The organism is Turicibacter sp. (assembly GCF_017941855.1).
Taxonomy (GTDB): domain Bacteria; phylum Bacillota_I; class Bacilli_A; order MOL361; family Turicibacteraceae; genus Turicibacter; species Turicibacter sanguinis.
This window is the reverse complement of record NZ_JAGAVR010000109.1, coordinates 1-23300: the sequence shown is the minus strand read 5'-3', so window position 1 is coordinate 23300 and position 23300 is coordinate 1. Positions and strand designations below refer to the sequence as shown.

25 protein-coding genes are annotated in these 23300 nt (G+C 33.1%); 15 read left to right on the top strand and 10 right to left on the bottom strand.

Annotated elements, in window-relative coordinates:
• From J6D32_RS11880 to J6D32_RS11865, 4 genes are all read left to right on the top strand, one after another.
• On the top strand, positions 1–634 hold a 634-nt coding region (locus J6D32_RS11880), incomplete at its 5' end, for a hypothetical protein (protein WP_287467713.1).
• Between the two features lie 59 nt (positions 635–693).
• The gene (locus J6D32_RS11875) at positions 694–1053 is read left to right on the top strand and encodes a hypothetical protein (RefSeq protein ID WP_287467712.1); all 360 of its coding nucleotides are present in this window, start codon (positions 694–696) and stop codon (positions 1051–1053) included.
• 76 nt (positions 1054–1129) lie between these two features.
• The gene (locus J6D32_RS11870; RefSeq protein ID WP_287467711.1) at positions 1130–1495 is read left to right on the top strand and encodes a ribonuclease H1 domain-containing protein; all 366 of its coding nucleotides are present in this window, start codon (positions 1130–1132) and stop codon (positions 1493–1495) included.
• An 88-nt stretch (positions 1496–1583) separates the two neighbouring features.
• Positions 1584–1844: a hypothetical protein gene (locus J6D32_RS11865; protein ID WP_287467710.1), complete on the top strand. Its 261-nt coding sequence runs from the start codon at positions 1584–1586 to the stop codon at positions 1842–1844.
• Between the two features lie 135 nt (positions 1845–1979).
• Here J6D32_RS11865 and J6D32_RS11860 read toward each other — a convergent pair whose 3' ends face one another.
• Entirely contained in the window at positions 1980–5042 is a 3063-nt protein-coding gene (locus J6D32_RS11860; protein ID WP_287467709.1) for a hypothetical protein, read from the bottom strand.
• Between the two features lie 715 nt (positions 5043–5757).
• Between J6D32_RS11860 and J6D32_RS11855 the strand changes: the two genes are divergently transcribed.
• Positions 5758–8007, top strand: coding sequence for a hypothetical protein (locus J6D32_RS11855; RefSeq protein WP_287467708.1), 2250 nt, complete (start codon positions 5758–5760; stop codon positions 8005–8007).
• Positions 8008–8384: 377 nt separating this feature from the next.
• On the opposite strand, the gene J6D32_RS11850 is transcribed toward J6D32_RS11855, so the two are convergent.
• The 3 genes from J6D32_RS11850 to J6D32_RS11840 form a co-directional block, all read right to left on the bottom strand.
• A complete protein-coding gene (locus J6D32_RS11850; RefSeq protein ID WP_287467707.1) occupies positions 8385–8759 on the bottom strand; it encodes a hypothetical protein in 375 nt (124 codons plus the stop codon).
• A 78-nt stretch (positions 8760–8837) separates the two neighbouring features.
• Positions 8838–9281, bottom strand: a complete 444-nt coding sequence (locus J6D32_RS11845) for a hypothetical protein (RefSeq protein WP_287467706.1) — start codon at positions 9279–9281, stop codon at positions 8838–8840.
• A gap of 61 nt (positions 9282–9342) precedes the next feature.
• A complete protein-coding gene (locus J6D32_RS11840; protein WP_287467705.1) occupies positions 9343–10548 on the bottom strand; it encodes an Ig-like domain-containing protein in 1206 nt (401 codons plus the stop codon).
• A 231-nt stretch (positions 10549–10779) separates the two neighbouring features.
• On the opposite strand from J6D32_RS11840, the gene J6D32_RS11835 reads away from it, so the two are divergent.
• The 8 genes from J6D32_RS11835 to J6D32_RS11800 all read left to right on the top strand — a co-directional run bounded on the left by J6D32_RS11835 (position 10780) and on the right by J6D32_RS11800 (position 16873).
• Positions 10780–11646, top strand: coding sequence for a hypothetical protein (locus tag J6D32_RS11835; RefSeq protein WP_287467704.1), 867 nt, complete (start codon positions 10780–10782; stop codon positions 11644–11646).
• Between the two features lie 56 nt (positions 11647–11702).
• The gene (locus J6D32_RS11830; protein ID WP_287467703.1) at positions 11703–11906 is read left to right on the top strand and encodes a hypothetical protein; all 204 of its coding nucleotides are present in this window, start codon (positions 11703–11705) and stop codon (positions 11904–11906) included.
• 87 nt (positions 11907–11993) lie between these two features.
• On the top strand, positions 11994–12956 hold the full coding sequence (locus J6D32_RS11825) for a hypothetical protein (RefSeq protein ID WP_287467702.1): 963 nt from the start codon (positions 11994–11996) through the stop codon (positions 12954–12956).
• A gap of 335 nt (positions 12957–13291) precedes the next feature.
• Entirely contained in the window at positions 13292–14419 is a 1128-nt protein-coding gene (locus J6D32_RS11820; RefSeq protein WP_287467701.1) for an FtsK/SpoIIIE domain-containing protein, read from the top strand.
• Complete coding sequence (locus tag J6D32_RS11815; protein ID WP_287467700.1) at positions 14410–15018, top strand: hypothetical protein; 609 nt, start codon at positions 14410–14412, stop codon at positions 15016–15018. Before J6D32_RS11820 ends, J6D32_RS11815 begins: the two co-directional genes overlap by 10 nt.
• A 348-nt stretch (positions 15019–15366) precedes the next feature.
• Entirely contained in the window at positions 15367–16119 is a 753-nt protein-coding gene (locus J6D32_RS11810; protein ID WP_287467699.1) for a recombinase family protein, read from the top strand.
• Entirely contained in the window at positions 16112–16456 is a 345-nt protein-coding gene (locus tag J6D32_RS11805; RefSeq protein WP_287467698.1) for a hypothetical protein, read from the top strand. Before J6D32_RS11810 ends, J6D32_RS11805 begins: the two co-directional genes overlap by 8 nt.
• Positions 16457–16480: 24 nt before the next feature.
• Positions 16481–16873 carry a hypothetical protein gene (locus J6D32_RS11800; protein WP_287467697.1) on the top strand — a complete coding sequence of 131 codons (393 nt, stop codon included), beginning with the start codon at positions 16481–16483 and terminating at the stop codon, positions 16871–16873.
• Positions 16874–16935: 62 nt separating this feature from the next.
• Here the strand turns inward: J6D32_RS11800 and J6D32_RS11795 are convergent, their stop codons facing one another.
• Both J6D32_RS11795 and J6D32_RS11790 read right to left on the bottom strand, forming a co-directional pair.
• Positions 16936–17286, bottom strand: coding sequence for a hypothetical protein (locus tag J6D32_RS11795; RefSeq protein ID WP_287467696.1), 351 nt, complete (start codon positions 17284–17286; stop codon positions 16936–16938).
• Between the two features lie 118 nt (positions 17287–17404).
• Positions 17405–17857 (bottom strand): hypothetical protein, encoded by a 453-nt coding sequence (locus J6D32_RS11790; protein WP_287467695.1) that lies wholly within the window; start codon positions 17855–17857, stop codon positions 17405–17407.
• Between the two features lie 1205 nt (positions 17858–19062).
• Between J6D32_RS11790 and J6D32_RS11785 the strand changes: the two genes are divergently transcribed.
• Positions 19063–19773, top strand: coding sequence for a hypothetical protein (locus tag J6D32_RS11785; RefSeq protein WP_287467694.1), 711 nt, complete (start codon positions 19063–19065; stop codon positions 19771–19773).
• A gap of 12 nt (positions 19774–19785) precedes the next feature.
• Positions 19786–20868, top strand: a complete 1083-nt coding sequence (locus J6D32_RS11780; protein ID WP_287467693.1) for a hypothetical protein — start codon at positions 19786–19788, stop codon at positions 20866–20868.
• A 532-nt stretch (positions 20869–21400) separates the two neighbouring features.
• Here the strand turns inward: J6D32_RS11780 and J6D32_RS11775 are convergent.
• The 4 genes from J6D32_RS11775 to J6D32_RS11760 form a co-directional block, all read right to left on the bottom strand.
• The gene (locus J6D32_RS11775; RefSeq protein WP_287467692.1) at positions 21401–21661 is read right to left on the bottom strand and encodes a hypothetical protein; all 261 of its coding nucleotides are present in this window, start codon (positions 21659–21661) and stop codon (positions 21401–21403) included.
• A gap of 95 nt (positions 21662–21756) precedes the next feature.
• Positions 21757–22296 (bottom strand): hypothetical protein, encoded by a 540-nt coding sequence (locus J6D32_RS11770; protein WP_287467691.1) that lies wholly within the window; start codon positions 22294–22296, stop codon positions 21757–21759.
• A gap of 329 nt (positions 22297–22625) precedes the next feature.
• Complete coding sequence (locus J6D32_RS11765) at positions 22626–23114, bottom strand: hypothetical protein (RefSeq protein ID WP_287467690.1); 489 nt, start codon at positions 23112–23114, stop codon at positions 22626–22628.
• Positions 23115–23116: 2 nt separating this feature from the next.
• Positions 23117–23300 (bottom strand): hypothetical protein (locus J6D32_RS11760; RefSeq protein ID WP_287467689.1); only part of this gene is annotated, 184 nt, incomplete at its 5' end.

The following is a 23300-nucleotide window of genomic DNA, read 5'->3' as shown; positions in this document are numbered from 1 at the left end:
GTCGCAATACTTAAAAGCAGATAAAAAAGCTGAAATAGAATCGCTTTATGCAAATAAAAAGTTTGTGATTGAATTTGATGGTGAGGTTTTCTCATTTGTAATTGAAACTGTATTAGTTTTATTCGAGGGTGCAGGAGTATTAATTCAATACAGCGAGGCTATTAAGGATAAAAATGTTTACATCATTGATTGTGGTGGATTAAATATCACTCGTTTAGCAATTATTGATGGTAAAATTGATATCGATACATTAAAAACAGACACTCGTGGTTGCAATTCAGTTATTTCTGAGGTTATTGAAGAGGTTGAGTCTCAATTTGGTAGAAAATTACTAGCGTCTGACGTTATGAAGGTTCTAAAAGGTGAAAAATTCATTGAAGGGAAAGATTTTGAGCAAATCAATGCGTTAATTAAAAAGATTTTTGAAGACGCTATTGCTGAAAGTGTTAAAAATATTAAGACTTCTAAAAATATTGATTACCACTCATTCGAGTATTTCATGTTAGGTGGTTCGTCGTCATTCTACCATGCGACATTTGCGTCTCAATTAAATAAACCTATTAAATTATCTAAGAACCCTATTTTTGATAACGTTGAAGGGTTCTACCAAACAATGAAACTTAAAGGACTATAATATCAAGCAAAAGAGGGGTGTAAAAACCCCTCTATTAGTGAATAGAGGAGGCTTAAATCATGTCAAAAAACAATCAACGAATGCGAAAAAATATTGCCTTCAGTAATAAAAATTCTGACATTTTTAAGGTGTTATCAGAAATGCAGGAGGAAGGTAAAAACATATCTGACTACATTTGCGACTTAGTTCGTAGAGATTTAGAGCCTCAAAAAACAGAGGTTGCTTGTGAGGATATGGACTTTTTAAAAACAAAATTAGCTGATATTGAAACGATTTTAAAAGATATTAAGGATAATAAACTTGTCGTTACAGCAAATGAAGGGACGAAGGAAGATAAAGAGGAGGAACCTCAACACGAATACTTCGAGGCTAATAAAAAACCAGCCGAAAGTCTTGGTCTTTTAGGTGGTTTAATATAATCAGAGTGAATTATATGTCGCAAAATTAATCACTAACCCCGCATGGGATTTTTATTTTAAACAGGAGGGGTTTCCTTTGGCTAAAAGAAAATCTAAATCAAATAAACAACAGGTGACTAAATATTATGCGGTCAAAGAGGGCAGAGAGAGTAATGTCATTGTACTTTCGTGGTCTGAGTGTAAAAAGCTAGTTCATAAGTTCCCTAAAGCTAAATACAAGAGCTTTGAAACGCTAGTTGACGCTCAGAACTACTTAGCTACTGAACAAATCCACATGGCTACTGATAAGCAAATGAGCTACCTAAATGACTTAGCAAGTGAGGGTGGATATGTTGTTAAAACAGCTCCAACCACAGTTCAAGCTACTAAATTAATTAAGTTTTTGCTAGGTGAAGGTGGAGAACCTGCTTGTTTGTTTGAAATTTTAGAATTTGAAATTTAATTTTTAAACCCCATGTGGGGTTTTTATTTTTTCTAAGATATTTAGGTGTTAAAATTTAAACTAACAGACTGAAAAGGGAGCGAGTTTTATGGGAAGACGCAAGAAGAAAAATGATAATGAGGTTATTGTTCGCTACAGTTGGGTAGAGGAAGTAGGGAATTTTTGTTTGTTTGAAGGGCATGAGCTAGTTGAACCTATCCAGCAACTTCAAGTCCGAGATTTAAGAGGAATGGATTTAGCTGAAACACTGCAATGCATTTTCTATCATAGAAATGGCGGTATCAATCCTTATATCGGATTAGACGATGAGTTTAATCTAGAATTAGCAAAACATTGGAATGTTTATTAAAAAGCCATTTTAAAGCCCTCTACGGGCTTTTTTCTTTTGCCCCTATGAAATATTGAATAATGTACTTAAAACATCACAGAGCCTTTAAAAAGCATGAAAAAAAAGCACACTACGAATTGTAATGTGCTTTTAATTTTATCTCGTTTGATGTGTATTTAAATCATCATAGACACTCCCAACAACTTCAAACTCAATTTCCATTTCATCACATAAGATGATGTTTGAGTTCTCAGTTCTTGATGTTAAACCTGTAATCGCAGGCGTGAATACTTTATAGCTGTATAGTCCGTCTGCTGTTGACTCAGAAATATATAAGCGTGTATCGTCAGCGTCTCCTGTATTTGGCGAAACCTTTGGAGTAATCGTCACGTTAAACACTTTTGAGTTTTCATTTTCTTCTGAATCAGTGATTTCTAGGTCTAATCCACTGCCTACATTTAATTTTTTGTCTGCAATACTCATATAGAAATCATTTACTAGATTCGGATTATCATGACTTCCTGCTGAAACCACTTGAATTGTTTGTTTTTCCCCTTTATTTAGCTTCTCAAGGTCTAGTTCGTGGTCTATATCACTTAACACGTTCGTTGCGTATTCAGCTTTAATACGGAATTCAAATCCGTATCCTGCCTTGATTTTTGGCGTTGCGATTTGTTTTGTTCCTTCCTCTGTTACCTCAATCACGTCAATCCATCCGTCTTTACCTAATTGCAGGTCTTGTTGTAATTTAGAACGCATTTGAATCGTTGTGATTTTGAAACTTTCTGTTTGGTTTTCGACTGTTTTTTGCTCAGTATTAACTACTTTCTGCATTAAACGTCCATCTTCCATCCAGACCTCAACTGTATCAATTGTGTAAGTTTGGTCCCATGTCACTTCATTTGAAACATTGTCTGAAACAGGGCAACCATTTAGCTCTAAAGCTCCTTCATTTCCCTCCCATGTGATTTCGTCGTAATTGTCTTCAATTTTTGATTCAAACATGGCTTGATTTTTATTTGCTTCTGCTGAAACATCACGATTTCCACCCGTATCACCGCTAGGGAAGCAGTATTTTAAGTTATGAGTGTGTTTATGTGTTCCTGCTTTAATTTTGTCTGTCACACTGTATTCTTCGTTTCCGATGATAATACGTGTAGTCGTATCAAATGTTGAATTGTAGCCATTTTTAACGTCTGTAAGAGTTAAATCATAGCTTACCGTTACAGTGTGGCAACCAACAGGTGTGAACTCGATTTTACCAGGCGTTATAGTTAGGTCTGTTAGTTTAATATTTGGTGCGTTCTTGAAGGTTTCAGAACCCGTATCATTCGTTTTGTCAGTATTTATTCTCTCATTATCTGTTGAGATTTTAATGTCAGTGACAATCTCTGGATTGCTTACTCTTATTGTTTCACGAATCACGTTTGTCTTATCTAGCTTGATACTAATTGTTCTGTCTAATGAAATTTCTTCGTGATATTTACCAGTCGTTGATAATGTACCAGATACATTAACTTCGTGATTTCCCCCAATAGTAGCTCCTGCATAACAGATGTAGTATTCTACGTCATATTCTTTGTCTTGAACGATTTCTGACTCGCTAATAGGCGTTTCTCCGCCTTTTTCAAATAGCTTGATACCGCACACCGAAATATCTCCAGTTGGTGTTTTAACATTGACTTTAATTTTAGCTGAGTCGTCTATTTTCCAGTGGTTTGTTGTACCGTAAACATTATTATCTAGCACTGCGTTAATGTTTATATAGCCATTAACCGCAGGTATTTTGACTTTTGTTGTGATAGTCCTTGTCTTTTGTTTACTCAATTTAGCTGATGAAGCTCTAGCAGATAGATTTTCTTCATGTTCTTCGTCTGTAATCGTTGAATCTGATGTGTCAACTTCTAAATTAACTTGATGAGCCATTGTTAAATCTTGTGCTGAGTCATTAAGAATTGTCATTTTAAGCGTGTATTCTTTACCACCTTCTAGTGTAATGAAATTTCCGCTTGAATCTTTAAGTGCAAATGCAGTTCCAAATTCGCTCATAGCTGCTTTACGTGTCCATGAAGCTAATTTTGTATTGCCGTCGTAAATTCCTAGCTCCATCAAGGCGATATTATTCAATGAATCTGCGTCTGATTGAACCATAACCAAGTTGTAGAAACGTTTAGTTTTTCCGTCGTCTCCAATATAAGTCGTTCCTCGTCCCTCGAAAATAGCAGCGCTATAACGATAATCATTTTTCATTGATAATTGCTTCATTAACGTTTCAACAGAACCTTTCATGTTCTCTTGTGTTTTTAGAGCGGATACAGCGTCATATTTGATTTTGTAGTTCTTTTGAGTCGATAGCAGGTTATCAAATTCACTCTCTGCTGTTCCCCATGAGTAAGGGTCCGAATACCAAGGATAAGCATTTGGTGCTCCAGAACCACTCTGACTCACTTTACCGCTTGAAGTATAACGAACAGGGTAATCACTAGGGAAATAAGGGTTTGAGATAACTGTTCCGTCCCATGAATAACCTAAATACTCCCATTCTCCCGTTATTTTCTCAATTGTTGCGATGTCATTTTTCTCAATCGCTGTTGCGAGTGTTTGACGAGCTGTATTTGTGTTGTCTTTCAATGAATGACCCCAGTTATAATACGTTTCACCCTCTATACAGACAGCTTCCATCCCTGTTTCGCCAGCTTTTTTCTTATAACCGCATGATGTGTCATTAAATGGAACTGAATAATTTAAGAATGACGTTCCGTGCCTGTTCCAACCTGTGTTACCCATTCTTCCTTTAACACCAGAAGAATCCGCTCCGTCCCAACTAATATGTGTCATTGAGCCTCTTTTCTTAGTGATAGTTTCATACTCTCCTAGGTCTGGTTGGTAAACAACTACGTCACCAACACGTCTTAAAACAAATATATTTTGTTTTCCGTTCGTGCCATTGATATGTTCAACTGCCCAAGGCAGGTTCTTAGTTTTTGCACATGAGGCGTTAAATTGAGCTAATAGAGGCAGTTCAACGACTCCTGTTGCTGTTTCAAACGAAACCATATAATTATCTTTATGGTCTACTGCTTTCATAACTTCACAAGATACACTACTGTTTCCGCCACCGATTCCAAAAGCTGATACTTTCGTCGGTTGATTTATAGAATAAAGCATAGCAATCGATAAAGATGCGATTGATAGCTTAAATAGATTACTGAATTTCATAAAAACCCCTCCTTTTTTCTTACTTGTAATCTTACTTACAGTACGAAAAGGAGGGGTTTTTTATAGATTTTTCTAACTTTTACTCATAAAAAAAGTGGGGGAAATTTCACCCATACGACACCATTGAAACGTCGTCATATCAATAATTTCAGCCATTTCAATCTCCGTAGGAACGTTATTAAAGAGATTTGTAACGTTGCCTCTTTATTATTATACGGCAAAGACTATGTGCTTGAAATGTCGTCGTATCAACGTTTATAAGCATTTTGAAGGTTTGATTTTGGGTATTTTTATGTTGTTAATAAAAATAAAAAAAAGAAGTCCCAGTTCTTCAAGGACTTCTTCGATTTTTTCATTAATTTTATCATTTATAAACAATAACAATGTTTTTTATTTTTTCCAAACGATAAATATATTGATATTATCGTTTATGATTTGATAAAATGAGTGTATAAATTGAAAATCTTTCTGAGAAACGCCAAAAGACGACCCTGTCGCCAAACAAGTAGTCGTCTTTACTCACACAGAAAGCTTTCGCTTCTAAAAAAATTTTATAAAAATTTATATACTTATTTTATAAAATTCTGTCGATTTTATCAATAAAAATATCGACATATTTATCAAAAAGTATTACTTTTTTATTAATTTAGCTAGGTGAAGCCTTCTGTGTATCCAGTTTTTGGTTTTTTTCTTGGATATATAGGGGGTATTTTTTATGCAAAATGATATAAATGGCGAAATAAAAAACTACAATATGGTTGATTTGGCAAAAATCTCATTCAACCACAAACCAACTGCTGATGAAGCAGGTAAGTTGCAATATTTAAATCAATCAAGAAAAACATCTGTAACGCCTTCAAGTTTGGCAAATTTCATTCAACAAGGTTATGCGTTCCATCCTGGCGTATCAAAACGTGGAGGGAGAAAGACAAATAAAAAGACAGGTGAAGAATATGCGGTCATCACGTTTAGAGAAGACGTTGTGGACTTTCAAAATGTTTTCGCCATTGATATTGACCATCATAACTTTACTTTGGACCAAATTTTAAGTCGTTGTTTAGTAAAGCCGTCTATTGTCTATAAAACATGGAGCTATACGGAAGAAAATAAGCGTTGGCGTGTGGTGTTCTTTGGGAATAAAGCTATTAAAGACACAGAGGAAATTAAACGTATTAACATTGTATTGACTTCTCCATTCATGGAGGGGCTGTCAGAGGACGTTTTGGCTTATTCTGACATTGTTTCAATTAGTCCTGCCCGATTGTTCTACGCAGGTTCAGAAGTGGTTTACGTGGACGATAATGCACGTTTTAACATCGACCAGCTATTAGCCAATAAAAAAGTCGTTGATAAAGCGATGAAATTATGGAATCTAGCGGAATACGAAGTCAAAGAACACAACCAACGTGCTAGACGTGTTGAACAGTTTCGTGATTACTTAACTGAAACAGAATGGAAAAAATATTTAGAATTAGCACCATTTAAAACCTCACAATTTTATTTCTTCTGTAAAAATACGTGTGAGAAACTTGAAAAGATGGGGTTTGACCTAAGAAAAACTTTAAAACAACAAAGAAAAACAACTGGTTCAAAGAAACTTCCTAAACCAAAGGCTAAAAGTGGAGCAAGACCAATCAATAAAGACCTTTTAGACGATATTTTAGCCAACTTAAAGGACTACTTAACTGACGTTCCTAAAGACGTTGATTACCCAACAGCTATTGAGATGATTAATTCTCTTCCAATCCATGAAATGATTGGTGAGAATTTAGATGTTCACTTCCAATCGTTGACACGTATCGAAAATAATGCGTCTGCGGTGTTCTTTGAGGGTGACGGTGGGGTTATTCTATACCACGACTTCGGTACAAATGAAACATTAAGTGTGATGGGGCTACTAGCTGAAATGATGGCAACCGAGTTCGGAACAATCTTTTATTCAAGCTTAGAAATGCTATTGAGTTCGATTGACGCTTCATTATCTAGTCAGTACAGAAAGGACGCAGTTGAGCAAATCAATTTAGGGCGTGATTATATAATTGATATTTTAGACGGACGCATCATTAATGAGTCTGAAAAAGTGTTTGATTACGGACTAGGACATCTATACATCGGATGTTGCAACCTCTTACGTCGTTACGTTCCAAAGACTTCTTTGCTTGAAAATAGACAAGGAGTAGTAGTTTATCGAGCGTTAGAAGACTTCCACAAAGATTTACTAACTGGATTCTATGCAGACGTGTCAGAAGCCAAAGTCAAAAGCTACTATTCTTTTGTAAGAAAAATGAATTTCCTTTGTTTCTTAGGATTCTTTAAAAAAGTTCAACTAGATGAAATGAAGTTATCGGTCAAAGTAGGAGTTAATCAACATAAAATCAAACTAATGGTTGAAAAAGAAATTGATGAAAAAGATTATATGGTTCCAAACTTTTACGAGTTTGCTCCTGTAACCCCTCAGCTTTTAAAAGAGGCATTAAGAAGATATGAGTTATTCTTTGAGCGAGGGGGAAGAATGATGACTGTCTCTCACAAAATACTTCGTGCCATTGACGAAGAACTAGCAGGAGAGGTTTATCACCAAACAAGCGGAATGCTTAATCAATCTGAAGCGAAGTTTAAAGACTTATGTGTTAAAAATGCACGTAGAAGATTAAACTCGCAAGGCTATTTTGTAAAAGATGAAGTTCTTGAAAATATCTTGAAAACTGACAAATGGTTTAACGGAACAACCAAAGTAACTCCTGATGAAATCAAACTAGACGTTGATAAAAAAACAGGAGCTATTATTCCTAAAGCAAACAAACAATTAGGAATGAAACGAAAACAAGAGACTTTTAAAAAATTAAAGGTATGTATCTTAAATGAATTGAATGCACAAGAAATTCGTTCTAGTAAAGCAACAAGAAAACAATACAACGTCCTAGAACACGTTACATACAGTTTCTTTGTCCCAAGAGATAAATAGAATTTTCAAAAAGGAGGATTAAGTAGTCCTTCTTTTTTTATATTTTAAAAAAATTCTGACGATTTTTACTAAAAACCCAAGAAGCACTTGGGCTTGATGGCATTCATGACTCGCGAGACTTAAAGGTTCTTGAATAGTATTCTTACGAATACAAGTAACATTAAGTCTCGCGAGTCATGAAAGGGTCAAAAACATGGTGATACCAACGTTTATGAGCATTTTTTAGGTCAATTTCTCAGAATTTTTTTATCTTAAGCCATTTAATTTTTAAAAGGGACACGAAATGCACACTAAGTTAATATTCGTATACAGGAGTGAAGCGAGTGTAAGTGAATAGGAAATAAAAAAATCTTTTTTTTAAAAACTAAATAATTCAATTAACTAAAAGTTAAGTTTAATTCACTAACTGGTTTATTGTATTCATAACCAATGTGACTTAGATATTGAGAAAATGTATATAGCTTAACAATCGTGTATTCTCTTACTTCAAGCTTGTGTAGTGTATCAAACGTAATATCAATCACTTCATCGTCTTCAACAAAAAAGCAGTGCTTAGTTAAATAACGACCTCTTGAACTTGTCACAAAACCTTCAGCAATTAAAAACTCTTCATGGAACAGTTTGAGTGATACGTAATCGTTATGAGTTAATGCTTGATAGATGTTCTCGAATGATTTATCTTCTTCTAACCAGATACAGGTCTTATTATATAGGTCTAATGACTTTGATACGTTAGCTTTATAGATTTGCATAATAAAAATCACCTCATTAAAATTATGAACACTCGTTCGATAAAAATGAGGTGATTTTTGTCTTTTTTATTTATTTTTTTAATCGACAGCTAATAGTCCTTCTGACATCATTTCATCACGTACAGCTTCAGTCTTGACATATAGATACTCAGTCAAAGCAGGTTCTCTGTGATACGTTTTTAAAGCGTCAATGTATTCATGATAACCAAATGCGTGTATTAAGCGATATTCGAGGCTCTGACGTTCTTTAAAACTAGAAAGTAAAGTAGAAGTCGCATCTATCATTTCGCCTCTTAGAACGTCTAAAAAACAGCAATGACGGACATAGATAGTCTGGTTGTCAAAAACTTTAAAGAAACAGTAAGCTATTTTCCATTCTTTCTTAGCTAATTTAGCGAGAACGTCATCGTCATAACTCAAGATGTTAAATGTATTGTTGTAGCACATTTTTTGCTCTACTTGTTTTTTGTTGCGGTTATATAGTTCAACGCTACGTTCTTTGTTGCCATAATAAATTTTCAAATTAATCAAATCCTTTCAAATCATTTCTATGATAACAAAAAAAGAGAGAACTGAATCTCTCTTATTCGTATTTCGCATAAATATCAATCACAATTCCGTAATTTTTTAAGCTAATAACTACTTTGCGACCGTCAATTCCTTCTAACGTTCCACCATAGTAGCTACTATCATGAAGTTTATTGATAACTTGTTGTCCTTGATTTGGCATTATCCATCGAATAACCTGTTCAACACCACTTACAACACCGTCAACTTGAGAATTGTAAACAGTGATACGAGTATCAATTCCTGTTCCTGTTGATTTAGCTGAAGAAACTTCTACATAAGTTAGCTCTGCTGCTGAATTCTCAGATGGAGCTAAATATGCGTATGTTCCCGAACCGTACCAACCTTTCTCATTTCTTAAACGTGCCACAATTGAGTCACCTGTATAAACAGCAGTTTTAGGTTTCTCTTTAACTGTCACAACGATTGAAGCACTCATTTTACTGTTTTCTTTCGAAGTTGCAGTGATATAAGCTGTTCCTGACCCTTTAGCGACGATATTTCCACTTTGGTCCACTGTTGCTACTGCTGTATTTGATGAACTGAATGTTACAGCCTTATTATCCGCATTGCTTGGACTAACTGTTGCTGTCATCTTTCCAGTTCCACCAATTTCTAATGTTAAGTTTGCAGTGCTTGTTGTTACGCCTGTTACTTTAACGGGTTGTGGCTCTGGCGTTGGAACAGGTGCAGGAGTTGATGTTTCTGGTTTTGTTTGTGTTGTTGTGTTTGAATTCGAAGAATTATTGCTACTTGAAGTAGAATTACTACTATTTGAACTTGAAGAACTACTGTTATTTACAGCTGAACTTGGCTTGCTTGTAGTTGTTGAGTTACTTGATTGATTAGTAGTCGTTGAATTTGAGCTGTTTTGCAAGCTCTGAGGCTTTGTTTCGACTTGAGTAGTATTATTTGTCTCAGATTCGTTTTTCGACGTTTCTGGGGCATTCTGTGGCTTCTCAACACTATCCTCTTCTTTGACTTCCTCTACAACTTCCTCAGTTTCAGTCTTTTCTTCCGTTACTTCTTCTGTTTCAGGCTCAACTTCTTCTTCAAGAACCTCGTCTTTTTCTGCCTCAACAATTTCAGTTATTGGTTCTTCAACCTTTTCTTCTTCAGTTTGAGGAGTTTTTGATTGTGATGCGATAATTAAAGCAATCGTGATAAATGCGATACTGATGATTGATGCGATTGTGATTTTTTTTGATTTACTAAATTTCATGTTCTTCATTCCTCCTTTTTACTTATAAGACCCCTGTATTTTTTCATTAAAAATTTGTAGGTCAATCTTATTTTTATTATATCATAAATATACAAAAACAGGATAATAAATATAATATTTCATACATTAAATGATGTATTAAATACATTAAAAGTTAGATTTAAAACAGCTTTCTCATTTCCGTGTTTAAGATTGAAAAAGCGTGTTATAATAATATTAGGAGGTGGCGTTTTGGAGCTGTTAAAGGTAGAAAAAATCACAAAAAAAGAGATAGCATACATCAATGAACTATCCAGACAAGGCAAATCATTAAGGTCTATTATTCGCTCTGAGCTAAAAGAGGGTGCTTCAAATAAAACAGTGAAAGCTGATTGTGAAGCGTTAATGCTTAAAATTAAAAAAGCACGTTATGTTTTCAATGAGGAAACTAAGCAATATGAGTATCAAAAAGTAATTAAAAATGAAAGTTCGGAAGAAATTCAAAAATCTGATGCTGAAAATTCAGTCGAAGTGCAGTGGGAAATTGATTCAAATTCTAATGAAAAAATGGATGAAAAAGAGGAAGAGGTTCAAACAAATCAACCAGTCAAAAATGACGAAAATAAAAGCAACAAAAGAGGGAGTTATAAGACGATAAATAAGTCAAAAAATCCTTTAATGATTAGAGAAAAGCTAGATATTGTTAAGGTTGTTTGCGAGCAAGCAGGAACAAAAGAGAGTAGAACGGCAACAGGTATTTACATGATGAGTAAAATATCAGAGGAAATTAAAGAGGTAAATGACGAGTTATATTACTTACCGCTCTATGCCTTGATTGACGCTGCTTTAATTCTTTCTAACAACAATAAGGAACAACTAGAAAAATCTAATGTTTACAGTGAGTTTGCGGAGTTAGTACGAGAGCAAAAGTCAGCAGAAGTGGTTGAACGTAAAAAACAAACTAACTTAAAGTTATGTTCAGACGCTGTTAAAGCAATTAATGAACTAAGCCGTCACTTTGCATTTTTAAATAAATCTGAAATCATCAATCTATGCTTATATGCGTTAGCTAAGTCATGTAAAGAGGCGCAGATTGTAACAGAAAAAAATGAAAACTAACTTACTTACTCCATTAATCGAAAAAACAGCAAGAATTAGAAAGCAGGAGAATAAAAATGAACACACCAATACCAATCAATAAAGAAAAAATCAGAGCTGAATACGAGGGCTTAATAGAGAAGTTATTAGACGACTCTATCGACGCAAAAGAGAAAATCGAGATAGTTAAAAGTATTAACTTTTTAACAGAAACAACATTTGCTAAATACTTAGCAAACAGTGATTACGTTGAATTTAATGATTTACGAGAGATAGACTAGTTTCTATCTCTTTTTATATTGTTTAAAAAAACAAAGAGATTTATAATTGTGTATTATATAAGACACAAAAAGGAGGCTCTTATCTAAATGAATAGGACAGATGAATTTTTTCCTAAAAGCATTTTAACCAAAACAGAGATTATTAAAGATAAGAACGGGAACGATAAAACCATTACAGTTAAGGATTACGATAAACTTTCAGAGATTTTCTTAAATAAATTAAACAGTGGCTACGACATGACTTCACTTGAGGCATTAGAGCTGCTAGATGTTGATAGGGACTGGCTTTTAAATAACTTTAGAAATGAATTTGACTATTTTATCGTGCCAAAAGGTGTTGTTGGATATGCTTTAAACTTGCCTGATTCATCACGCTTTGTAGATGATATTTGCAAAAAGTATAAGATTAAACCTAAAGAAGCTAAGTACGCTCTACAATTTAAAAGAATGTTTATTAATCGCCAGTCGTTCTACGATTTTATCTTTAAACATTTAAAGATTACAGAGTCATTGAGCGTCGTCACGATTGAGAACGAAGAGGTGAATCAGCTATCACCTCAAATCCTTTCTAAACTTAAAGATGAATTTCTATTGAAGAATGATTTTGTTTATCAAGATAAGAAAACCAAGAAAATCAAGCATTTTGAGGCGGTTAAATACTCAGATTTAAACCAAGAAACATTTGATTTAATTCTTAAATATGAGTATGCGTTGTTTGAAAATCAGGGTTTAAAATCACCTGCAACGCTCAAAGAGGAAATGTTAGGGTTCTATCGTGAGCGAAATCGCTTATTGATGGTGTCAAATGAGCAGTTAAATCGAAAACTAGAAGATGAGCTAGGGTTAATCAAATTCTCAATCGTCAGAGAAAGTGCGGAACGTCACCCTGTCCGATACTTTTTAAAAGCACCAGTCAAACAACAATTAGATAATGATAAATTCAACTTCACTATCTCAGCTAAGTATGATGATAGATTAGAGGAAATCGCAAAATACTTCACCGCATATGCTTTGAACTACATCAAGGAACAGAAATCTAAAAAGAAATAGGCTCCTATATTAAATGAGCCTTTTTTTTATTTAGATAAAGAAATTAAAAAGATTAATATTTGTGTATTATATAAGTCACAAAACTGGGAGCTCTTTATTTCTTTTATTATTTATAAAGGATAAATTAAAAAAACTAAAAAATAGTGTTCTTAAAACACTACTTTCTGAATAGAGTTTACTAGGTTTTAGATAGTGTTTTGCTAGTGTTTCACTAGGTTCTAGGAAACTCGATTTTATCCTTATTAATCCTTGTTATTACGCTATTTTGCAAAGAGCTTTAAATAGTAGGAGTGGGATTGATTGAGAGATTAATTTATTTTATAGGAGGGATTTTTGTGTTAGCGTCAATCACTGCATTAACTATTTCAGCATTAGCTGTCTACGGATTAGCTACTTGCAAAACTAAAGATGAAAATGTGCGAATTATTAATTTATTGTTAAAAGAAAATTTAAAGCAGGGAAAAGGAGAAAGTATTGTTTATCCTTATGTAAGCTCATATACTGACGATACCTACTTCATAGAACTGCCGACTGGATTTGAATTTAAACAACTTGAAAATTTAAAAGGCAAAATCGAAAATGCTTTGAGGGAGCGTGTGTCTATCACTAATGATAACTTCACATACTCAATTAAGATAGAGAAAGAGAAAGTTGAAACGCCGACAAACGTCCCGTTCTCACTAATTGATATGAAAAAAGAAAAAATTAAAGTGGCAGTTGGAGTGAATGGAGATGAATTAGTTTATTTAGACTTCACAAAAGCTCCACATACGCTCATTGGTGGGAGCACAGGATTTGGGAAATCTGTTTTCACGAAAGCTCTCATTCTTCAACTTTTACATAACTACCCCGACTCGGAACTAGAGTTATTTGATTTTAAGGCAGGGATTGAATTAGCTGATTTTAAAGATTTAAAGCAAACAAAAACGTTTATTGTTAAGCCTCATTTAGCTCAACAGGAAATTGAGCGAATTTACAGTGAGATAAATGAACGTTTTGACGTCATCACGAACAACAAATGTAGAGATATTTTTGAATATAACTCAAAATCTAACAACAAAATGCAATATAAATTCGTTATCATAGAGGAGTTCACGATACTGCTTGATATTCAAGATGAAGTATCAACGATTTTAGTTAAAAGTCTTGCAATTGCAAGAGCGGTAGGTGTTTACTTCGTCTTCACTTCACAGCGTTTCAGTGCTGATATTATTGATTCTAAAATTAAAGCAAACATTGATAACCGCATTTGTTTCAGAGTTGCTGATGTCATGAATTCAAAAATTATCTTAGATAGTGCAGGTGGAGAAAAAATTCAAATCAAAGGACGAGCTATTCTATCACAATCGGGTCAGCAACAAGAATTTCAATCGTTTAATGTAAATCAAAATGACGTAACAATGGTTACTAAACATCATTTAGATATAAATAAAGTAAAGAAGGAGGAGAAATTTTGGGCTTAACGACGAGAGATTTAGTAGTGATTAAGTACCTAGAAAAAAATTTTTTGTTAAATGCTGAAATTCTGTCCAGACTTGTCTACTGGACGGGGAATGAAAAATATTCTTTAAATGCGTCAAGACGAAGACTTAAAGCTATGCATGATTTGAAACAAATTAAGAGAGTGAGAGAATATGTGGGGCAAAGCTATGTTTATTACTTAGGCAAAGCTCCTGCTAAAGTTGAACATAGACTAACAATCAGTGATTTTTTATCCCAAATGAGCAAGAACGGCTTTGAAATCTTACTTGATGAAACGGAAGTGGAGTTCAAAGGCTTAGAAAAAATTTATGGAATTAGACCTGACGCTTTAGTAACTTTCAAATATCAAGATAAGATATATCAGTTACTAGTCGAAGTGGATTTAACAAAATCGTTTACGCACAGTGATACATATAAAAAAATATTGAGCGATAAAAGAAATGGAGAGCTATCTTCTATTATAAAATACCCACTTGCGGTTGTTTCAGTGTGTGATAAGAAGCCAGATAACATTAATTGTGTTTGGATTAAGCCAAATTGGAGCAATTTTTCAAATTTCACGTATTCATTTATCAAATAAATGCTATAATATTAATGCATGATAAAAACAAAGATGTGTCTTAATCGGTGAGACATATCTTTTTTATTTCCATGCGTCAAACAAATAAGGGTTATATTTTAAAAACAAAAAAACTAATATAAATTAGCTTTCATATTAAAAACAAACAACCGACTTTTAAAATTAGTATTTAAAAAAGGGCATTCGTTGAACGAGTGTCCTTTTTTAATGTTTTTTAGTATGTGTTTAAACGTATCCAAAAAAGTATGCAAAATGTATTGATAAAGTGAACGAACCCATGCTATAATTAGTATGTAAATAAACGACCGTTTAAATTTTTAGTTTTTGAACGGAATTGAGGTGATAAAAATGACAATTTGGGGCTATTGCAGGATTTCAACTAAAAAGCAGTCAATGGAACGTCAGGTGACGAATATCCTAAAAGAATATCCAAATGCAAAGTTAGTTAAAGAGGCTTTTACTGGAACAACTTCAAAACGTGACGAATGGACTAAATTAATCGGGACATACAATTATGAAAAAGATTGTTATGAAAAATTCTCAGCAAAGCCAGGAGATAAAATCATTTTTGACTCGGTATCTCGTATGAGCCGTAATGCTGAGGAGGGATTTAAAGATTATGAGGTGTTATATGACCGAGGTGTTGATTTAGTTTTCTTAAAAGAGCCACTAATCAACACTGAAACTTATAAAAAAGCTCTGACAAATCAAATCGGCATGACTAACACTAAGGTTGATAAAATTCTTGAGGGAGTTAACGAATTTTTAAGAGAATTAGCTAAAGAACAGATTCAACTTGCTTTTGAGCAAAGTGCTAAAGAGGTTAATGACTTACGTGAGAGAACTAAGGAAGGACTTCGAGAGGCGAAGAAAAAGGGTAAAATAGGTGGACGTAAAACAGGGGCTAACATCATCACTAAAAAATCTATTAGAGCTAAAGAACTGATTAAGAAATACTCAAAAGATTTTAACGGTGATAAATCAGACAAAGACGTTCTATCAGATGTTCTGAAAGGTGAAGATAAAATCGACAGAACTACTTTCTACCGATATAAAAAGCAACTATTTGAAGAAGAAATGGAGAAACAGCAACATGATTAAACTAACTGACTATAAAGACCAACCGTACAATCAAGATAAAAACTTAGGTTTCATGCGATTTGATTTTGTTAATGGAAATTTAGCAAATTCATTCATTCCATCTTCACAACTTAAAGATTGCTCAGATAAGGCACTACTTCAAGCAGAATTAAATGAAATCCTATTCGAGCAACTGGGAACGTGGGAGCAGGTCGGAAACTTTGTAGACGAGATGAAGTGTCTGCAAGAATTTTGTGCCGATGATGTGGCGTTCTTGTTTGCTGAAACGGAAAAATTCCAATATCTGATTAGATTAATGCCGTCTGACATTAGCAAAATCCATGTTTTTGAGAAGTAAGAAATTTTCTTAAGGTGGCGTTCAATGAGCAATTCTAATCAAAACAAACAAGAGCTTAAGCACTTAGTAGATAACGCTCGTCATTGTTTAAATCAGTTACTTGAAACAGATAGCTTTGACGAGCAAGTGATTTACTATGAAGCACTTGAAGATATAATGGAGTACATTTATCGAAATATTAAGCCGTCTTCTTTAACGAATTTAATAAAGGGTGATGAAAAAATGGAACTTCTTGAAAAGTTAAAAAAATTAAATTTAGATGAAATTAAAGAAATGATTGTTAAGTCTGAACGTGAAGAAGATAGAAAATTCTATGTTGATTTGTATAACAAAGTCTTAGAATTAAGATATAAAGATATGTTAAGTGATGAAGAACTGTACGGTCATTTCCATTATTTAAATAAAATTAAAGAGTAGTTATAATAACTACTCTTTAATTTTTATCTCTTGTTTCTAAAATATCTTCTACTATCTTTAATTTATTCCGTTTGCTTAAGTTCTTCAATCATGGCCATAAACTTTTCTTTGTTTAATTCGTATCGCTCACTATCTTTCCCAAAAACGATTTCGGCAGCGTCTATTAGAATGTAATATATTTCTTCTTCAGTTAGTTTTTTATAATCCTCTTCAAGTAGAGACCACCCTGTAATTTCTCCATTCACTGAATTAACTACCACACAAAAATTAGGGTCTTCAAATGTGATAGTTAAAGGTCCACTCTTACCGTCTTTACTTTCAAGAAATTGAGCTGATTTAGGGTGTGCATTTACATCAATAATATTAAACCCTAAAAAAAGTGTAAAAATAAACATAATATATTTTTTATTCATATTAAACCTCCTTTTTGTATGTAAATATAAGTTTAATATTCCCTAGATTATAATAAAAAACACGTTAAATATTTAACGTGTTTTTTATTATCTCATTATTCTCAATCATTAATTAATGCTAATACGTAACCGTTCCATTAGTTATTTTCACTCCAAAAGATTCAGGTGTCCCTATAGATACGCGATAAGGTCCTGTTTTATTAGAAAAGAAAATTCTTGTGCTATAAGTTTTAGTTGAAGACGTAGCAACTAAATTAAAAGATGAAGTGTCTACCCATCCATTTATTAAATCATAACGTTGAATAGTCACGCTAAAATCAGCATTATAGGTTTGTGGGCTTACATAGTCAAATTTTATATCAGCGTATCCTAATGACTGTACACTAAATGAAGGACTGTAAATGGTTATTTTGTCAGTCGCTGTTCCAGAGAATTTTTTTACTGCTCTTGATAAAGAATTATTTTCTTCAATTAAAATTTCGTCGCTAGAATCTGAAGAGGCTGCTTCAGCTACATTATTGTTAAACCCTAGTGAAAGAACGATACCTAAAACCCAAATTAAATATTTCAAAAACAATCCCCCCGTATATGCTCGATATGCTTAAATTATACCTAAAAAGAATCACAAATAATGTTATTTTTTGTATTGCTTGATTCAAAATATTAATTAAATAAATGAAGGAATAAAACTTTTTTGATATTTAAAAACAATCATTTTTAAAATAAAACATAACACTTCAATATCTGATTAGTTCTGATATTAGGTGAAGACAATATCGCAACACTTAATTCAAGATTTTAAACCCTAGTTTAAATCCAACTTTTAAAATCGTTGCTACTAATATGCAATTAAGATTTAAGATTGTTGCTCAATACGATAAAAGTAGCTCATTAGAACTGTAAAGCTAATAAGAGCATTGTTTAACCACTTTTGCTCTCGTTTAACCACGAAAAAATATTAGACTTTAAAAGTTTAATCGCTGTTCTAGTGAATGAAAATGAATTCGAAAAATTTGAAAAGGAGATGTGTAATCTTCTATTTAGTCATGTTTACGCCCCAAATTTTCAACAAAAATGTGCAACTGCAATCGTGTGCAAACCATGAACGTAAGCGGAGCTTCCGTTAAATGAAAGGCAACTTGTTGCCTTTCATTTCTTAAGTAATGAATCGAGGCTAAAGCCCCTCTTCATTACTTGGTCGGAACTGTGTTCCTCCCCTTATTTCCTTTTTTTTGATAATCGAGCTAACGCTCTTATATCATGAAAAAAGGAAATACAAATAGACTTCCCCCTTGAATTTCACGAAAAACATCGTGAAATCAATGGTTTCAGCCTATTTGTCAAAGGCAGGGTCTTGTCAATGCCGCTAGTAATACTAATGCCCGAAAGCAAAGCTTTCGAACAAAGTATTACTAGATGCGTTTGACTGCGACCGAGGGAGCGCGCCCCCTGGACCCCGCAAAAACATTAAAAAATCAAACTTCAAGATGCTAAAAAATTGGGAGGTCGTATCTGCCACAGATACTCCAATTTAGCTCCCAATTTTCTACCATCCATTGTTCGATTTTTTCTTGCCCCCGATATCCATGTTGAATCCGAAATGTTTCTTATAATGGGGGCAAGGATTTAATTTGTCGGAACAACGACAAATTAAATCTCTATTGTGTGTGCGACTGCAATTGTTTTTTAAAAATGTTAGTAACAATGCGAGTTGTTTGTGACGTATCAATCCTGCCGTCATTCCTTTTAAAACAAATTTAATCGAGGTGATGATTAATGGCAATCAAAAAATCAAAACAAACTCCTGTTAACGAGAACACAGAACGTTTCCTGAAATTCTTACAAATGAGTGGAACTTGCACAGAAACTCAAGCAAAACACTATCTAAGTGAGAATGAATTCGAGGCATTTAAGCGCAACGGAATGTTCAAAAGTAGCTCAGTTAGAATCAAAAGAGCACAACTCAAAAAATTAGGTGAAGTTGGGGCATTATCTAAATCAGAAGTTGAATCTGAATTGAAAGAAAAAATCCCACAAGTTGAAGTATTTAAAATCACTGATAAATGCCGACGATTTGCGAAAAATCACTTTAATATCAGAGATATGTACGCTTCTAACTCTAAAATTCATGATGTGGTTCTAGGAGCTAAAGTGATTGAATTGCAAGGAAAAGGACTTACTGACGGCTATCAGCAAGAATCTGTAACTCGTGAAGAGTTAAAAACAGCTATGCAGGATTGGAGAGAAAATCGAAAAGAAGAATTTCAAGAGTTGTTAAATGAGTATGAAGAAAAATGTGCAGGTTTTATTGAGAGGTTTGAAAAGGAAAATCCTTATGGTTCTACGCCAGACTTTTGCTATAAGAACGAGCAAGGGCAAATGGTTGCTTATGAAATAACAACTGTTAACTACGACTATTACACAAGATGTTTGAAGGAATTTTCCTCAACTATTCTTGGTTATGAATACACGACTTATGACATTTAGGAGGGAGCGGATATGAAATACACTAAATATCAATTAGCACTTTTAGAAAAGCATCGTTTAATTTTTGAATTACTGGTTACAGTCGCTAATCAATCTATCAGACAGGAGCAATTAACTAAAATTCTAGTCGATACTGGATATTGTTCAAAAGCAACGGTCACACGTATTTTACAAGATTTCAAAAATGAAAAGTTAATTCTAGTTGGAACGGTAAAGAAAACTAACAAGAAAATCATTGAGGCAACGACTAGAACGGTGAAGTATATTGAGGGAGAGAAAGCGAGTAAAAATAAGGTAGCAGGAAGTAATCGTGACTTATCTAATGCGATGGCACTTGAATACTTTTACCTTGAATATGTAAAAAAGAGAGAATTAAAGCTAGATAAAGCGTTAGAGCAAGTAAAATCAGATGGTTTTAATCTATTCCAATCTAGTCAGCGTTACTATGATTTACTTAATGAGGATAATCTAGCCTATCACTCACTTGATAATCGAGCTTCAAAATTCTATAAACAAGAAAAGGAACTGCAATATAGATTAAAGCAACAGCGTGAACACATGGAAAAGACGGCAAGAACAAGGGTTAAAGGGAATGAAACAAACTCATTCGACCGTAGAACGTGGACGCTAGACGACTTGAAACTTCGTAAAATTTATTTTAAAAATTTATCGCTTACTAAGTCAGATATGAGTTTAGATTGGATTAAGGGGCGATATGAGGGGTTAGAAGATTTCGAGCCATTAACATTGACTTTAAATTTTGTTTACTTCAATCATGAGTTAAATCCAAATGAAAAAAACATTTATTTAAATCTGATTAGGCTTTATAAATTTATCAGAAAAAGTTTTCGACTGCATGAGTGGTTTTTTATCAGAGATAAAGGAATTAAACGAGCATTTGTCCAAATCATTGTTAATGTGGAAGTTTTAACACTCAATCAAATCTGTTTTGACAACTTAAATCAAGAGAAAGTCGTGTGGAAGACAAATAAACGAAAAGAGAAAGGTGACTGGGCATGGGAGCAGTTTAAATATGATTTCAATGTGAATTTTTCTCATTTAAACGTCAATCACATGAACGAGCATTTAGATTGATAATCTAAGTGCTTTTTTTATATCATGAACTATAAAAAAATAGAAAAAGGATTTATGTTAGTCAACATAAACTAAACAATCAGAATTGATGATAAACAAAGTACCGTTTTTATAGGTATGAGTGATTTTGATGTGTTTGGTATGATAGATGTTGTTGGCGGTGCGTGTGGTGCTATCTCATAATTTTCAATCTTTATATAATTGCGAAGAGGCTTGTTAATTACCATTGTCTGAATTAACGAATGATAACCGCTATTTGGCTGCGTTGGAGCTAGCAATTCGAAAAGAGATAGATTGATAATATTAATTATGTTTAATATTGACCCTGGTTCAATAATTTCATAAGACAGAAGATACAGATAAATTCTTGTACTTTTTCTCTAGCTATTGCTAGAGTTTTTTATTTAGTAGAATAAATCGAAAGGGTGTGTTGTTTGGAATGATGAAATCGTAGTCATTTAACGTAAAAAAAGAGAATTAGTCTATGGTAATTAAACGTGAAAGACTAATTCTCTTTTTTTATTATTAAAATTTATAAAGGTTTTTTTATTTTGCTAGCAGCTTTTTCTGCGTCTTCTTGGTTTCCTACAACTAAAACTATGTCACCAGTATAATATATACGATAAGTTTTACCTTTGATAACATTAACGTCAGATTTATCCTTTAAATATTGGGAAATAACTTCTTGTTCTCGTTCTGTAGGAATATATTCCTGGGTATTGTATTGAAATGTTAAAACTATAGCTATAACTGCTATTATAGATAGAGTAAATATTGCTAATCTTTTTTTCATCCAATCAGCTCCCGTTGAATCAATTATAAAAAAACTAATTATAATACGATAAATTAGATTTGTAAAACTTAAACAATTTCTTAAAATAAACTTTCTTACGAGATTTTATATGTAATATTCCCCGTGTATGTTGAAGTTCGAGTAGTAGAATTATTTTTAATAAATGCATTACAAGTTCCATTAATTTTTGAAACATATGTACCTATAAAAGTACCACTAGTTGTTGTTGATAATGTAACTGGGTTATAAGGAGACGGAAGAGTTACACCAAATGATGTTGATGATAGGTAGTTCCAACGTACTGAGAAAGCAATAGTATCATTTTTATAAAAATAATTACTAGGATAGCTTTTTGTAGTAGACGGTTTTATCGAGGCATTAACAGAATGCATTATTCCTAACCCACTTTTAATAAGTGATTGATGTACATCAGGCATATCATCTAAAACTTCTTCAGGAAAAAACACACCGATTTCTTTATCTCCATCAGATAACGTAATAATTCCATTATCAGCAGTTTCAACAGATACGTCTATTCCTTGATTCTGTTCTAATTCAGATGCAAAAGTTGTTGTTCCTCCATAAGTTGCTAACATTAAGCAGAATACACTAGTAAATAATATTTTTAATTTCATAATAATTCCCCTTTTCTGTTAAATTTATCTAAAATATACCATAATTATCATAAAATGTAAAAAGATATATTTGTATTTAGAGTGAAATAAAAAAGTAGTTAGGAAATAGTGAATAATTGACTTTCTATGTCTGTTTTGGCGTTGAGACAGTATCGTTATTCGATTATTAAAAACTTCATCAACAGTCGTAACATTCATAACCGTTTAAGAAAAGAACTATTATAAAATCCTAAGATTAAAAAATTCAAACAACTGGAAACGGATAATACTTACAAAAAAATAAAAAAGATTTTAAAATAAAGGACTACTGAGCAAACCTTAGTAGTCCTTTATTTTACGTGAAGTAGTATATCTTCTTTTAAAACTTTTGCCTCTTCTAATGTTTTAGCAGGTCCTACTATAACATTGGAAGAGTTTATAATACTAAAAACAATCTTACTGAAATCTTTTGGCGTGTAAAAGGTGATTACCCCAACTGGTAATAAATGAGGTATTGAACCCTTTTCATCTAGATGAACACTTATAATGCCAAGATAACCATTATTTTCTTCAACTAATTCGATAAACGTAGGTTCTTTTTTTGTGAGTTCATTGTTATTTATTTCTATCCTACCGTTAAATTTATCTTCTAGGAATGTTTTTTTTGTCAATATCCCTTCGATTTTTACAGTTGTTTTATTGAGTTCGGTATGACTGGTATCGTCAAACTCAATCGCAGAGAATTCTTGAAATATTTCTTGTTTGATACCGACGAAAGATAAATAACATATTACGATAATAAAGCTAACCAATAACGAAAGAATAACTTTTTTAATCATAATTAGTAAATTTGTCCCATATGTGATGGCATACTAGCTGTGAAACTAGTTACTGTTTTTCCTTGGGCACCTTTTAATGTTATAGTACCTGCCGAAGAATAGGTAGAAGTACCTTTTCTGAAATTATCTATTGCGTTATTATAAACATTATCAAACTCTTTAGATTTGTGAGTAGAGTTAACTTTT

Excerpts from the sequence above, each read along its gene's own strand:
- J6D32_RS11875 (WP_287467712.1), top strand. The coding sequence starts at position 694 with ATGTCAAAAAACAATCAACGAATGCGAAAAAATATTGCCTTCAGTAAT.
- J6D32_RS11865 (WP_287467710.1), top strand. The coding sequence starts at position 1,584 with ATGGGAAGACGCAAGAAGAAAAATGATAATGAGGTTATTGTTCGCTAC.
- J6D32_RS11860 (WP_287467709.1), bottom strand. The coding sequence starts at position 5,042 with ATGAAATTCAGTAATCTATTTAAGCTATCAATCGCATCTTTATCGATT.
- J6D32_RS11855 (WP_287467708.1), top strand. The coding sequence starts at position 5,758 with ATGCAAAATGATATAAATGGCGAAATAAAAAACTACAATATGGTTGAT.
- J6D32_RS11850 (WP_287467707.1), bottom strand. The coding sequence starts at position 8,759 with ATGCAAATCTATAAAGCTAACGTATCAAAGTCATTAGACCTATATAAT.
- J6D32_RS11840 (WP_287467705.1), bottom strand. The coding sequence starts at position 10,548 with ATGAAATTTAGTAAATCAAAAAAAATCACAATCGCATCAATCATCAGT.
- J6D32_RS11830 (WP_287467703.1), top strand. The coding sequence starts at position 11,703 with ATGAACACACCAATACCAATCAATAAAGAAAAAATCAGAGCTGAATAC.
- J6D32_RS11825 (WP_287467702.1), top strand. The coding sequence starts at position 11,994 with ATGAATAGGACAGATGAATTTTTTCCTAAAAGCATTTTAACCAAAACA.
- J6D32_RS11810 (WP_287467699.1), top strand. The coding sequence starts at position 15,367 with ATGACAATTTGGGGCTATTGCAGGATTTCAACTAAAAAGCAGTCAATG.
- J6D32_RS11805 (WP_287467698.1), top strand. The coding sequence starts at position 16,112 with ATGATTAAACTAACTGACTATAAAGACCAACCGTACAATCAAGATAAA.
- J6D32_RS11800 (WP_287467697.1), top strand. The coding sequence starts at position 16,481 with ATGAGCAATTCTAATCAAAACAAACAAGAGCTTAAGCACTTAGTAGAT.
- J6D32_RS11795 (WP_287467696.1), bottom strand. The coding sequence starts at position 17,286 with ATGAATAAAAAATATATTATGTTTATTTTTACACTTTTTTTAGGGTTT.
- J6D32_RS11785 (WP_287467694.1), top strand. The coding sequence starts at position 19,063 with ATGGCAATCAAAAAATCAAAACAAACTCCTGTTAACGAGAACACAGAA.
- J6D32_RS11780 (WP_287467693.1), top strand. The coding sequence starts at position 19,786 with ATGAAATACACTAAATATCAATTAGCACTTTTAGAAAAGCATCGTTTA.
- J6D32_RS11775 (WP_287467692.1), bottom strand. The coding sequence starts at position 21,661 with ATGAAAAAAAGATTAGCAATATTTACTCTATCTATAATAGCAGTTATA.
- J6D32_RS11770 (WP_287467691.1), bottom strand. The coding sequence starts at position 22,296 with ATGAAATTAAAAATATTATTTACTAGTGTATTCTGCTTAATGTTAGCA.
- J6D32_RS11765 (WP_287467690.1), bottom strand. The coding sequence starts at position 23,114 with ATGATTAAAAAAGTTATTCTTTCGTTATTGGTTAGCTTTATTATCGTA.